This is a genomic window from Arthrobacter sp. P1_B3 (assembly GCF_056406615.1).
On sequence record NZ_JBFTZV010000014.1, the window covers coordinates 33797 to 46730 of the forward strand.

A 12934-nucleotide genomic window follows, 5' to 3' on the forward strand; every position below is an offset into this window, starting at 1 on the left:
GACCACTCAGGCCAGGTATCTGCCATACAAATAGGTGGCATCAGGAAACGCCTCTTCACCGAATACCTCTTTTGCCTCAGTCTGGTTACTAGACCTGCAGCGACCCCACTCAAGGCAATCAGTACTTAGAAGGAATTCAACGTGGAAACTCCCCTCTCCCATCTTGCCCACCTCGAGATCACCACCCCCGACGTCGAAGCCTCGGCACGGTTCTACGAGGAAAAGTTCGGCATGCGCATCATCGACCGGGTGGACGGCAACGTCTACCTGCGCTGCTGGGGTGACTACTACCGCTACAGCCTGGTCCTCACCGAAGGTCCGGAAGCTTCCCTGGGCCGGATGGCCTGGCGCGCCAACTCCCAGGCCGCCCTGGAAGCCGCAGCCCAGCGCGTCGAAGCAACCGGTGTCCAGGGCAGCTGGACCGCCGGCGGCCACGGATTCGGCAAGGCCTACGAATTCACCGGCCCCTATGGCCACCCCGTGCGCCTCTTCTTCGACGTTGAGAAGTTCGTGGCTGAGCCCGGTTTTGAATCCACCTACCCGGACCGGCCGGAGCGCCGCAGCAGCCACGCCGCAGCGCCCCGCTTCCTGGACCACGTCACCGTGGCCTCCTCCGATGTCCGAGGTTTCGCCAAGTGGTACAACGAAGCGTTGGGATTCCGGGTCATGGCATTCGTGGACTTGGACGAAGCCCCTATCACCGTCTTCTCCGTGCTGACCACCAACGAAAAGTCCCACGACCTGGGCGTGGTCCTGGACACCTCCAGCCGCGCGGGACGCGTCAACCACATCGCCTTCTGGGTGGACGCCACCGAGGATCTGCTCCGCACCGCGGACGTCATGATGGAAAACGGCACTCCGATGGAATACGGCCCCTCCATCCACGGCGTGGGCGAGCAAAACTTCCTCTACTTCCGCGACCCGTCAGGCCTGCGCGTCGAGCTCAACTCCGGCGGATACCGCAACTATGTCCCGGACTGGGAAGCCAACACCTGGAAGCCCTCCGAAGGCTCCAACAACTTCTACAAGAACGGCGCCATGCCGCACTCCATGACCGAATCCTTCCCTCCCGCGGAAGGCTTTACCGCCACCGAAGAAGGCGCCTCCCCCGAAATGAAGGAAGCCCTCCTGAACCCCTACGCCAAGCAGGGACGGGGCTAGGACACCATGGCCGAAACACAATATGCACTCATCCGGTTCCAGGAGATCGGTGACAGCAAGGCCCGCACGGGCCTGCTGGTCGGCGACCGCGTCCTGCCGCTGGATGGGGAGATCAACGCCCTGATCGAGCACTGGGACACCACCGAGAGCCAGCTGGACGCCATCGCCGCATCGGCCGGCGAGGACACCGGCCTGGCGATGGCCGACATCGAGGTCCTCGCCCCGGTAGAGCCTGTCCAGGTCCTTCAGACCGGCGCCAACTACCGCAAGCACGTCATCGACCTCGCTGCAGCCCACCGCGAACCCGGCCAGGACGAGGACGAAGTCCGGGACCGGACCGCCGCGATGATGGACAAGCGCGCAGGCCAGGGCACGCCGTACTTCTTCATCGGGCTCCCGACGGCGATCGCCTCAGCAACGGACGACCTCACCCTGCCTGCCTACTCCAAGTCCCATGATTGGGAGCTGGAACTGGCGGCTGTGATCGGCAGGACGGCGTTCCGGGTCACCCCCGAGGAAGCCCTGGACTACGTCTTCGGCTACACCATGGTCAACGACATCACAACCCGTGAGTACGTGTTCCGCAAGGACATGCCGGCGATCGGCTCGGACTGGTACCGCGCCAAGAACGCCCCCGGCTTCCTGCCCACCGGACCGCTGCTGGTACCCGCCAAGTTCTTCGGCGACCCGCAGGACGTCCAGGTCACGCTGAAGCTCAACGGCAAGGCAATGCAGGACGAGTCCACGCAGGACATGATTTTCGGTGTCGCCAAGCTGATCAGCGAGGCCTCCCAGATCATGCCGCTGCGCCCGGGAGACCTGGTGCTCACCGGAAGCCCCGCCGGCAACGGACAGCACTGGGGACGGCTGCTCCAGGACGGCGACGTCATGGAGGGCACTATTACGGGCCTGGGCACCCAGCTCATCCACTGCAAGGACGAAGTTGTAACTGAAGGCAGCCAGCAGTGACCAGCCAGGACACAGCACCAATCACCACCGGCACCGGGGAATCAGCCACCGATTCCCCGGTCATCCGGCGTGACGATCCGCTCGGCAGCATCCGCGCTATGGCCGAGGCCCACAACAACTGGGGCCGTTGGGGTGACGATGACGTTCTGGGAACCTTGAACTTCATCGATGCGGCCAAGCGCATCGAAGCAGCAGCCCTTGTGAAGACGGGCGAGGCCTTCTCGCTGTCCCAGCCGTTCGATACCAACGGACCGCAGAAGGGCTGGCGGCGCCGCACCAACCCTGTCCACACCATGACCGACACCGGCGTGGACGCAGAACGGGGCAACCAGGGCTTCCCGCACGGCTTCGGCGGTGCGGACGACGTCATTGCCATGCCGCTGCAGTGCTCCACCCAGTGGGACGGCCTCGGCCACATCTTCGACCAGGGCAAGGCCTGGAACGGCCGGGCGGCAGGGGACGTGGTCACCTCTGAAGGTGATCTGGTGACCGGCATCGAAACCGCTGCGGCCAAGATCGTCACCCGCGGCGTCCTGCTGGACGTCGGCCGCGCGCTCGGACCCGAACTGGGAAGGAACGACGGCGAGCTGCCGGACGGTTTCGCCATCACCCCCGAACACCTCCAGCGGACCATCGACCTGCAGGGGCCCAGCTCGACGGTGGGCCGGGGCGACATCGTGGTGATCCGCACCGGCCAGTACACCCGGGTCCGCCGCGACGGCTGGGGCGACTACGCCGGCGGCTCAGCCCCGGGGCTGTCCTTCAGCACCGCACCATGGCTTCACCGCAGTGAAATCGCGGGGATCGCCACGGACACCTGGGGTTTCGAGGTCCGGCCAAACGAGTTCGAAGGCGCCTTCCAGCCCCTCCACCAGATCGCCATCCCCAACCTCGGGCTGTTCCTGGGCGAAATGTGGGACCCGGACGGCCTCGCGGAGGCTTGCGCGGCAGACGGCAGGTACGACTTCCTGCTCACCGCGGCGCCCCTGCCCATTACCGGCGCCGTCGGATCGCCCGTCAACCCGATCGCCCTCCGGTAATCACCGTCCGGTAGCTTTCAGTACCACAGCACCACAACCATCATCAGTTACGCCGTCAATACAAAGGAGTCAGCGATGGCAGCAGTACAGAACGTCGGAATCGTCGGGGCGGGAGCCGCGGGACTGACCGCCGCCATCCTGCTGGCCGACGCCGGAATCCAGGTTGAAATCCTCGAGAAGGCCGATGCCCCGCAAACCCTTGGCTCTGGAATCACATTGCAGGGGAACGCCCTACGGGTCCTCCGCCAGCTTGGCGTCTGGGAGCAAATCGAGGCGAAGGGCTATGCGTTCAGCACCCTCGGCCTGCGCGCCCCGGACCCCGCCGGCACCGTCATCGCCGTGTTGGATGACATGCGGACCGGCGGCGATGACCTCCCGGCCACCCTGGGCATGTACCGCCCCGACCTCACCGCCATCCTCCGCGAGCGTGCCGAGCAGGCAGGCGCACGGATCAGCTACGGCAAGACGGTCACCGAAATAACGGACGACGGCGGTTCCGTCACCGTGAGCACCGCCGACGGCGGCACCGCCCGCTACGACCTCCTGATCGGCGCCGACGGCCTGCACTCAGCTGTCCGCAAGGCCATCGGCATCGATAGTGAACCCCGGTCCACGGGCATGGGCATCTGGCGCGCGTTCGTGGAACGGCCGCAGGACGTGGTCCGCACCGACCTGACGTACGGCGGGCCTTGCTTTATTGCCGGCTACTGCCCCACCGGCCCCGACACCATCTATGCCTACCTCGTGGAAAGAGCGCAGGAGCGCAAGCACGAGGACGGCCCCCGCATTATGGCCGAACTCGCCGCCGCCTACGGCGGCCCATGGAACGAGATCCGCGCCAACCTGGACCAGAGCGCCCGCATCAACTACACCTGGTTCACGACCCACCTGGTGGACGGGCCGTGGAACCGCGGCCGCACCGTCATCATCGGCGACGCCGCCCACAGCTGCCCGCCAACCATTGCGCAAGGTGCTGCCATGGCAATGGAAGACGCAGCCGTGCTGGCCGATCTCCTGATCGGCGCCCACGACATTACCGAGACACTCTGGAAAGAGTTCACCGACCGCCGCCTGGACCGGGCAAAAGCAGTGGTGGACGCCTCCGTCCAGCTGGGCCAGTGGATGCTCGACGGCGTCCGGGACGCCAACGTCCCGGGCCTCATGCATTCAGTCTCCAGCTTGGTTAGGGAGCCCGCATGAGCACCGGCCCCGCTGAAAAACCCACCGTGGACGTCCACGCCCACATCCTGCTTCCGGCCCTGCAGCAATTGGTGGCCGAAGCTGATCCCGAGGGCTTCGGCGCTCAACAGACCCTGGAAGTCCGGCGCAACGGACCAGAGTCGATGGCCGCTTCGGGAAAGATGATCAAGGAGCGCTGGCCGCAGCTGACGGACCTGGACCGCCGTCTTGCGGACATGGACGCCCAAGGTGTGGACGTGCAGCTGGTCTCGCCGTCGCCGTCACACTACTACTATTTCGCCGCGGAAGAGCTGGCCCTGCAGGTTGCCAAGGCCGCCAACCAGGCGGTGCGGGAGTTCGTGGACCGCGCCCCGGAACGGCTCAACGGCCTGGGCCTGGTCCCGCTGCAGCACCCCGCCCTGATGGTGGAAGCCCTGGAACACGCCGTCCTGGAGTGCGGGTTGTTAGGCGTGGAAATCGGCTCGTTCGCCGCCACCCCCGCAGACCCGGAGCGCAGCACCGTTGAGCTTTCCGACGCCAGGCTGGAACCGTTCTGGCGCCGGGCCGAGGAGCTGGGTGCCCTGGTCTTCCTGCACCCGTTCGGCTGCTCGCTGGACGAGCGGCTGGACCGCTTCTACCTCGCCAACACCGTCTCCCAGCCCGCGGAAAACGCGGTGGCTCTCTCCCACCTGATCTTCAGCGGGATCCTGGACCGTCACCCCGACCTGAAAGTCCTCGCCGCCCACGGCGGCGGCTACCTGCCCACCAGCCTTGGCCGCTCCGACCATGCCTGGCGCGTCCGGCCGGAGGCACACGGCTGCGCCCAGCCGCCGTCGTCGTATCTGAAGAAGCTGTACTTCGATTCGCTGGTCCACAACCCGGCTGAACTGCGGGCGCTCGTGGCCGCCGCTGGCCCGGGGCAGGTGCTGCTCGGCTCGGACTACCCGTTCGACATGGGCTCCGACCGCCCCGCGGCCGAGGTAATCGAGTCACAGCTTTCCGCCGAGGACGAGGCCAGGGTGCTGGCCGGCAACGCGGCTGCCCTGGGCATTACGCCCGCTTCAGTCCTCGCCGACCGCCGCACAGCCTAAGGAAGAATTTCATGGCCAAGATCGCACGCTGGAACCACGACGGCCGGACGCAGTCCGGCTTCGTTGACAGCGGTAACTGCTACGCCCTCCCCGCAGGCCAGACGGTCCAGATGCTCTTGGACGCCGGGCTCGAAGAAACGCTGGATGTTGCCCGCCGGACCATCGGTTCTGGCCCGGCCGTTCCGCTGGCCGCCGTGCAGCTGCTCGCCCCACTGGCGCCAACCACCATCCGGGACTTTGTCGCGTTCGAGGAACACGTCGAAGGCGTGCGGAAGAGCATCGATGGCGTGGCCGGCGTGGTGCCCGAATGGTACGAGGCGCCCACCTTTTACTTCACCAACCCGCATACGGTGACCGGTACCGGCGAGGTGATTGGTATTCCGGCAGGCTGCGAGGACCTGGACTTTGAAACTGAAGTCGCCGCCGTCGTCGGACGCGTCCCCGGAAGCGACGGCCGGAACCTGACCGCAGCTGAGGCGCACAGGCACATTTTGGGCTACACGGTGCTCAACGACTGGTCGGCGCGGGACTTGCAGCGCCGGGAGATGAAAGTCAGCCTGGGGCCGTGCAAGGGCAAGGACTTCGCCAACACGCTGGGACCCTGGATTGTCACCGCGGATGAGTTCGAGGACCTGCACGACGCCGAAGGGTTCCTGCCGATCTCCATGGCCGTGGAAGTCAACGGGGAAGCCATCGGGCAGGACCTGCTGTCCAACATGGGCTGGCCGTTCGCCGAGCTCGTCGCCTACGCCTCGCAGGACTCCGTGGTGCGGCCCGGCGACGTGCTGGGCTCCGGCACCTGCGGCAGCGGCTGCCTCGCGGAGCTCTGGGGACGGAACGGCGCGAAGACTCCCCCGCCGCTGAAGACGGGAGACGTGGTCCGCATGACGGTGGAAGGCATCGGGACTATCGTGAACACGGTTGGTGAACGCCGTAACTCCGCGACCCGCGTGCGTGCCCGGCAGCGTCCGCGCAACCGGGTGGCCTTTACGGTTCCTTCCGGGACGTAGGGTGGTCTCCCTTCAGCTCGATGGCCGGACTGTGGTGGTCACCGGCGCGGGCCAGGGCCAGGGCGCTGCCGAGGCGCGCATGCTGGTGGAGGCCGGGGCCCGTGTCATCGCCACAGACCTCGCGCTGACCATGCCAGCCGAGCTGGCCGTGTCATCGTCTTCGGCCGGTGCGCTGGTGTACCGGCAGCTGGACGTCAGCGATGCCTCCGGCTGGTCCGAACTCGCTTCCTGGATCGAGTCCCATGGGTGGCAGGTGGACGGGCTGGTCAACAATGCAGGCATCACCCAGCGGAGCCGGTTGCTGGATGCCTCGGTGGCTGACCTGCAGCGCGTCTATGAAGTCAATGTCGCCGGAAGCCTGCTGGGGATCCAGGCGCTCGCACCGCTGATGGGCAGTGCCGCATCCATCGTCAATGTCGGTTCCGTCGCAGGCCTGACCGCGCACTATCCGGTGGCCTACACCGCCAGCAAGTGGGCGTTGCGGGGACTCTCGCAGGTGGCCGCCATGGAACTCGGCCCGCGGGGGATCCGCATTAACACTGTCCATCCGGGCTTCATCGAAACGCCCATGACGGCGAGCGCTAAGCCGGAATTCAGGCAGGCCACCCTGGCAGAGACTCCGCTGGGGCGCACTGGAAGCGTGGAGGAAGTGGCCGGCGTCGTGCTGTTCCTCCTCAGCCCGCTCTCGTCCTTCGTGACCGGTGCCGAGATACCGGTGGACGGCGGCCAGTCAGGCCACGGCGGAGCAAAGTCTGTCTCCGACGCCATGCGCTGACGCGGTGCACGATTTCAACTAGCCCGGCAGCACGGCCGACCAGCCGCCGTCGACCATCAGGTTGGCGCCCGTCACGTAGGACGCTTCGTCGGAGGCTAGGAACAGCGCGCATTTGGCCACTTCTTCCGGCGTGCCGATCCGGCCCAACGGGATGCTGCCGGCGATGGACCGCATGGGGTGGTCGGCGGCCAGGAGGTTGCCCTCGGTGGCTGCGGTGCGGATCATTCCGGGGCTGACAGTATTGACGCGCAGTCCATACGGAGCCCCTTCGGCCGCGAGCTGCCTGGTCATGGCCACCACGGCCCCTTTCGTGGCGGTGTGGGCCAGCCGGCCGTTAGTCATTGAACCGGTAACTCCTGCCGTGGATCCCACCAGCACGATGGCGGCGTTCTGCACCCGGATCAGTTGTGGCCAGAAGTATTTGACCGGCAGGAACACCACATCCATCTCGTGTTCGACATTCCACTTCCAGTCGGCAAACGTGAGCTGCTCCACCGGGGCGAAGCGGGTGACCGCCGCGTTGGCATACAGGATGTGGACCTGGCCGTGGTTTGCGGCTACGTCCTTCGCCCATGCCGCCACAGCGGCCTCGTCCGTGAGGTCAACCCGGCTGCTGCTCATCCGGCCCCCGGCTGCGGTGACCTGGCGGACGGTGGCCGCGGCGCCGTCGTCGTCCATGTCACAGCCCACCACCACGGCGCCCGCCTCGGCGAAGGCGAGCGCCGCCGCCCTGCCCTGGCCGCTGGCCGTTCCGGTGATGACGGCGGTCTTGCCGGCCAGGCGCTGGCTGGAGACAGGCATGGGGATTCCTTTCGAAAGTGCGTTTCTTCGACTCTCGCAGGGATGGTCCGGATGGGGAACGGCGCTTTAGCTCTAGGTGGTATCTGCCGCGTGGATAGTTACCGGGTGGGCGGTGATGGGGAAAAGTTCGTGCAGCCGCGAACAGGCCCGCTGGACCACGGAACGCAGCCAGACGCTGGCAGGGTCCTCCGCCTGGGACGGGTGCCAGTACATCGCTTCCACGAGGGACGCTTCAGCGCCTTCGGAGAACCCCAGCACAACAATATCCGCGCCGCGTTGGGCCCGTGCTGCCAGCATCCCGGGGACGAGCGCCACGAGGTCTGTCCCTTCCACCAGGAGTGGCAGAGACAGGAACCCGGCCACCACAGCCGCCACTCGGCGCTGAATACCTCGCGATTCGAACAGCTTGTCCGCCGGGGTGCTGATTCCCTCACCGAAATAGCCGACGGCGTGGGGAACAGTGGCCAGGTCCTCCACAGTGAGCCGGGGCTGCTGGAGCAGGGGATTTCCGGTGTCAGCCACAGCAACAAAGCTGTCCCGGAACAGCTGCTTGCTGGCTCCCTGCATCTGGTACCCCGTGGGCCCGACGAGCAGGTCGATTTTTGAGTAGTCAGCCATCTGGCCCTGGATCCCGGACTTGGCTGTGGGAACGAAATCCACCGACACTCCGGGGGCCTCCTCGCGCAGGATCCCCCGCAGCGGCCCCACGATCAGGGCCGCCGCGTAGTCCGAGGCGGCGATAATGAACTCCCGCTCGCTCGTGCCGGCGTCGAAGCCGGACCGCACGCGCGTGGCCCGCTGGATGTGAAGCATTGCTTCATCAACCAGCGGGACCAGGGACTGTGCGAAGGGCGTGAGGTCATAGGTGCGGCCGTTCCGCACCAGGAGTTCGTCGTCGAAATGGCGCCGGAGCCTGGCCATTGCGGCGCTGGTGGCCGGSTGGCTGAGCTGGAGCCTCTCGGCTGCCCGGGAGATGTTCCGCAGTTCCAACAGGACCTGCAGCTGGGGCAGCAGGTTGAGGTCCAGGTTCTTCATACCCACAGGTTATCCGTGCCTCAACGTCAGCCCAGCCACAGCCGGCGGGCGTCTGAGCCCAACGAGCAGCTGACCTAGGCAATCTGCGAACTAAGCTCCTCGGCAACCTTCCGGGCGCCGCGAACGGCGATGGCCACGCTCATCAGCGTGGGATTCATGGCCGTTGCCGTCGGAATGAGCGCATTTCCGCCCACCACCAGGTTGTTGTAGCCCCACACGCGCGACCACGGATCCGCCACAGAGGCGCCGTCGTCGGTTTCACCCATGCGCATGGTGCCCTGGTAGTGCAGGCTCGAGCCGTTCGGCATGAGCCGGGGCTCGGCAACGAAGGCGCCAAGGGCCTTGCCGGCACGCCGCAGCCGCTCGGTTGCCTCGGCGATTTCCGCGTCTTCCCGTTCTGTGAGCGCGTACTCGATGGTCATGTTGGGGAATCCCCGGTAGTCCGGCTCATTGTCGTCGAACGTGACGGCATCCTCGTAGCGCGGGTGCTTGCGCATGCCGTAGCCCATGTTGACGTAGCCCCAGCGGTTCTCGGAGTACGGGGTTCCCGGCTCCATCGGGAACGGCGTGGTCTCGGTGTACATCACCTGGACGGAGAAAGGGTGTTCCGGCTCTGAGAACGGGATGCGGTTGACCGCAGCGACGGGGTCTGCCGGGTTCAGTGCGCGCCGGGCCAGCTCGGCCTGAAGGTCCTCTTCGGTGGCGTACCGCCCCATCCTTTCGACGTCCAGCGCCACCGTGGAGATGACCACGGGATGCTCGGTCAGGTAGTGGCCAAGGGCCTGCGGCCGCACACCGGATGCCCAGAGGAGCTGCGGGGAGCGGAAGGCATCGGCGGCCACCACCACGATGTCAGCTGCCATAAATGACGTATCCCCCGTGCGCAGGTCCTGGACTGTGACCCCGGTGACCCGCTGTCCGTCCAGTTCCACCCGGCGGACCAGGGTGAGATCACGGAGTTCGAACTGCTTCGAGAGCGGGCTGTCCTTGTCGATCAGCGGGCCGAGGACGACGTCGGCCCCCGCCCAGCGCACGGTGCCGTCCGCTTGCGGGTCCCCGGCAACCGGAAGGGTGCCCACGCCGTACCCATCCGGCAGCTCCGCGCCGAATTCTTCATCGAGGAGGGTCCGAATGGCCTCACCAACGGCGGAGTCGGCAAACGCTGCGCTGTGGACGTGCAGCAGCTGCTTCGCGTCCTCAATCAGCCCGTCCCATTCGTCGTCCGCTATGAAGGGGATTTTTTCACTGAAGGCGGGCGACGGCGTGGCGCAGGTCCAGTGCGCACCCTGGCCGCCGACGTTGGTGGCCGCAGCCGCCGCGGGAAAACTCGAGGCGTGGGCGGAGCCCGTGCCGCCGAAGTCGAGAAGGTGGGTGCCCTGGCGGGCGGTGAACATTCCCTCGGTGACTGTGGCTGCCGGGATGCCGAGCGACTCACGGTAGGCGCCGGCCTGCGGCCCCTGCGACATTTCGCGCGCACGGGCCTTTTCGCCAGGGTCGGCAATGTTGCGGACGCTTTCGCCGGGAACCTCCGTCACCTGCGGTCCGGCTTCGAACATCACCACCCGCGCGTTCGGGACCTGCTCGAGGAGCACCCGCGCATAGGTGGAGCCGATGGGCCCGCTGCCGACGATGGCGATGGTTGGGTTGGACATGATGTCTCCTTTGAAATCAGGCCGAAAGGGATTCGGAAGTTGTTTGGGGGGCGGGAACGGTTTCGTCGGAGAGGCGCCCATGCGGGAGCAGGACCGCCGCGACAATGCCCACGGCGTACGTGGCCGCCAAGGCAATAAAGATGGGTGTGAAGACTGAGCCGTAGATCTGAGCCACGCTGGCCTGGACTGCCGGCGGGGCCCCTTGGACCAGTTGCGGGGTCAGGGTGGAAGCGTCCAGGCCCGCCGGCAAAAGGGCCGCCACGCCGAAGCCGATCACCCCGCCGATAATCGCCGTCGCCACTGTTGATCCCACCTGCCGCACCAGGTTGATCGTCGCGGTGATGGTGCCGGTCTGGCTGGCCGGAGCAGCTCCCTGGACCACAGTGACGATCAGGCTCATGAACGCGCCGGTGCCCATCCCAACAACGGCCATAACGATCATGGGAACCCACAGCGGAAGCCCGGCGGGCAGCACCGCCATCACAAATAGTCCGGCGGCCCCCAACGATGTTCCCAGGATGGGGAAGATCCGGTACCGCCCCGTCCTGCTGGCCAGCCATCCGGTCAGCAGGTTGCTGGTCAGCATGCCGAACACGGTTGCGATCGGCACGAGCCCGGACACGGTGGCGGTGGTCTGGTACGCCATTTGGACGTACGTGGGCAAATAGGCGGTGATGGAGAAGAGGCCCACGCCGATAATCGCCGAGAGTGCGGTGCCTGCAGCGATGGTCCGGTTGGCGAAGAAATGCAGGGGGACGATGGGTTCGGGTGCCCGGCGCTCAACAAAGTAGAAGGCAACAAAGCCCAGCATGCTGACCGCGAGCGCGGCAGCGGTGGCGGGGCCCGCGCTGCGTTCTGCGGCCCAGGTGGCGGCGAGGACAAGGGCCACCAGTGCAGCGGTAAATACAGCCGCCCCGGCAACATCGAAGTGGCGGGGCATGGGGCCAGGCTCCAGATGGGGAACGGCAACCAGGGCAAGGGCCAGGGCTGCAGCGCCCACCGGGATGTTGATCCAGAAGACCCACTGCCAGCCCCAGTAATCGGTGATGGCGCCGCCGAGAACGGGGCCAACCAGGACCGCGATGGGGAAAGCTGCGCCAATGATGGCCATGTAGCGCGGACGTTCCCGCTGCGAGGTGACCCTGGCGATGATGGTCTGCGACATCAGCTGCAGGCCCGCGGAGCTCATCCCCTGCAGGACGCGTGCGGCGATAAGCCATGCCATGTCCTGCGAGAAGCCGCAGGCCAGGGAGGCCGCCAGGAACATCACCAGCGAACCGAGGAAGATCCGGCGGGCTCCCAGGACATCACCTAGTTTGCCGAGCACCGGCAGCAGCACTGTGCTCGCGAGGGTGTATCCCACAACAACCCAGCTCATGAGCTTCAGCGCGCCCAGCTCACCCGCAACCGTGGCCAGGGATGTCGACACCACGGTGTGGTCCAGGGCCCCGAGGAAGGAAACCGTGAGCAAGGAGATAACAAGGAGACGGAGTCTCAAAGGTGAAAGTGGCATAGTGATCTACCCGAACGATCGGGCCGTCGACGCGACGTATTGTGCCTCCGGCGCACCATCACGACGGAGAACGGGTTCGGAAGGAACCCCGGCGCCGTTACTCATGTTACCCGACTTTAGTTGGAAAGCAACAAAAGAATGCGTGAATTAGACGCCGGTGGCGGGCGTCCCTTTATGTAGCAAGCACTGCGCGCGTGAGGGACATGTCCTCGAGCAGCTCATCCAGTTCCGTTCCGGGCTGACCCGAAGACTGCGCCTCGATGGCCCGGCGCAGCGCCAGACGGGCTGATGATTCATAGCGCTCCGGAGCCCTCAGTGTCCCGTCCTCGGTGGACGTCTCCAGCCGCGTCAGCCCGGCCTGCCGGTCCACGGTGACTTCAGTTCGCACCTCGCCGAGGGCCAGCACCTGGAGCAGGCCGTCGGCGTGAAGGCCCGCTGCGGCCGCCACCCCAAGGGTGACCGGTATTGCCCCGCCCGCGGATCCCCCTGAATCCAGCAGAGCAATCCTGGCTTGCGCCGTGGCACTGCACACCTGGAGTGTCAACGGGCCCCGGACCAGGGACCGCGCCCAGCCCAAGCCGTCGCGGATTACCGCTTCAAAGCCTGCCGTGGGGGCGGCACACTCGACGGTGACGATCCGGGCCGGGCTGCCTCGTCTTGCCCGGAGGGCATCGGCAACCACATCCGGGCGCAGCCGGGGACGCTCAA

The 12934-nt window shown here is 66.4% G+C and carries 12 protein-coding genes; 7 read left to right on the forward strand and 5 right to left on the reverse strand.

Going from position 1 to position 12934, the window contains the following annotated elements:
- The first annotated feature begins 141 nt into the window (after window positions 1–141).
- The 7 genes from AC1D2F_RS14975 (at window position 142) to AC1D2F_RS15005 (ending at window position 7225) form a co-directional block, all read left to right on the forward strand.
- Entirely contained in the window at window positions 142–1161 is a 1020-nt protein-coding gene (locus tag AC1D2F_RS14975; RefSeq protein ID WP_476967040.1) for a VOC family protein, read from the forward strand.
- Window positions 1162–1167: 6 nt separating this feature from the next.
- On the forward strand, window positions 1168–2130 hold the full coding sequence (locus AC1D2F_RS14980; RefSeq protein WP_229992054.1) for a fumarylacetoacetate hydrolase family protein: 963 nt from the start codon (window positions 1168–1170) through the stop codon (window positions 2128–2130).
- The gene (locus AC1D2F_RS14985; RefSeq protein WP_229992055.1) at window positions 2127–3170 is read left to right on the forward strand and encodes a cyclase family protein; all 1044 of its coding nucleotides are present in this window, start codon (window positions 2127–2129) and stop codon (window positions 3168–3170) included. The genes AC1D2F_RS14980 and AC1D2F_RS14985 overlap by 4 nt, the downstream gene beginning before the upstream one ends.
- Before the next feature lie 75 nt (window positions 3171–3245).
- Window positions 3246–4370 (forward strand): FAD-dependent monooxygenase, encoded by a 1125-nt coding sequence (locus AC1D2F_RS14990; protein ID WP_476967041.1) that lies wholly within the window; start codon window positions 3246–3248, stop codon window positions 4368–4370.
- The gene (locus AC1D2F_RS14995; RefSeq protein ID WP_364744375.1) at window positions 4367–5440 is read left to right on the forward strand and encodes an amidohydrolase family protein; all 1074 of its coding nucleotides are present in this window, start codon (window positions 4367–4369) and stop codon (window positions 5438–5440) included. Before AC1D2F_RS14990 ends, AC1D2F_RS14995 begins: the two co-directional genes overlap by 4 nt.
- Window positions 5441–5451: 11 nt before the next feature.
- Entirely contained in the window at window positions 5452–6450 is a 999-nt protein-coding gene (locus AC1D2F_RS15000; RefSeq protein ID WP_229992058.1) for a fumarylacetoacetate hydrolase family protein, read from the forward strand.
- Between the two features lies 1 nt (window position 6451).
- On the forward strand, window positions 6452–7225 hold the full coding sequence (locus AC1D2F_RS15005) for an SDR family NAD(P)-dependent oxidoreductase (protein ID WP_229992059.1): 774 nt from the start codon (window positions 6452–6454) through the stop codon (window positions 7223–7225).
- An 18-nt stretch (window positions 7226–7243) separates the two neighbouring features.
- Here the strand turns inward: AC1D2F_RS15005 and AC1D2F_RS15010 are convergent, their stop codons facing one another.
- From AC1D2F_RS15010 to AC1D2F_RS15030, 5 genes are all read right to left on the reverse strand, one after another.
- The gene (locus AC1D2F_RS15010) at window positions 7244–8026 is read right to left on the reverse strand and encodes an SDR family NAD(P)-dependent oxidoreductase (RefSeq protein ID WP_364744371.1); all 783 of its coding nucleotides are present in this window, start codon (window positions 8024–8026) and stop codon (window positions 7244–7246) included.
- A gap of 72 nt (window positions 8027–8098) precedes the next feature.
- Window positions 8099–9061 (reverse strand): LysR family transcriptional regulator, encoded by a 963-nt coding sequence (locus AC1D2F_RS15015; RefSeq protein WP_476967042.1) that lies wholly within the window; start codon window positions 9059–9061, stop codon window positions 8099–8101.
- Between the two features lie 74 nt (window positions 9062–9135).
- Complete coding sequence (locus tag AC1D2F_RS15020; RefSeq protein ID WP_476967043.1) at window positions 9136–10713, reverse strand: GMC oxidoreductase; 1578 nt, start codon at window positions 10711–10713, stop codon at window positions 9136–9138.
- Window positions 10714–10729: 16 nt separating this feature from the next.
- Window positions 10730–12211, reverse strand: coding sequence for an MFS transporter (locus tag AC1D2F_RS15025; RefSeq protein WP_476967044.1), 1482 nt, complete (start codon window positions 12209–12211; stop codon window positions 10730–10732).
- A gap of 187 nt (window positions 12212–12398) precedes the next feature.
- Window positions 12399–12908, reverse strand: a complete 510-nt coding sequence (locus tag AC1D2F_RS15030) for a hypothetical protein (protein WP_476967045.1) — start codon at window positions 12906–12908, stop codon at window positions 12399–12401.
- Window positions 12909–12934: the final 26 nt, after the last annotated feature.

What these genes read in the sequence shown, in the direction of transcription:
- AC1D2F_RS14980 (WP_229992054.1), top strand. Translation starts at nt 1,168, where the DNA reads ATGGCCGAAACACAATATGCACTCATCCGGTTCCAGGAGATCGGTGAC.
- AC1D2F_RS14990 (WP_476967041.1), top strand. Translation starts at nt 3,246, where the DNA reads ATGGCAGCAGTACAGAACGTCGGAATCGTCGGGGCGGGAGCCGCGGGA.
- AC1D2F_RS14995 (WP_364744375.1), top strand. Translation starts at nt 4,367, where the DNA reads ATGAGCACCGGCCCCGCTGAAAAACCCACCGTGGACGTCCACGCCCAC.
- AC1D2F_RS15000 (WP_229992058.1), top strand. Translation starts at nt 5,452, where the DNA reads ATGGCCAAGATCGCACGCTGGAACCACGACGGCCGGACGCAGTCCGGC.
- AC1D2F_RS15010 (WP_364744371.1), bottom strand. Translation starts at nt 8,026, where the DNA reads ATGCCTGTCTCCAGCCAGCGCCTGGCCGGCAAGACCGCCGTCATCACC.
- AC1D2F_RS15020 (WP_476967043.1), bottom strand. Translation starts at nt 10,713, where the DNA reads ATGTCCAACCCAACCATCGCCATCGTCGGCAGCGGGCCCATCGGCTCC.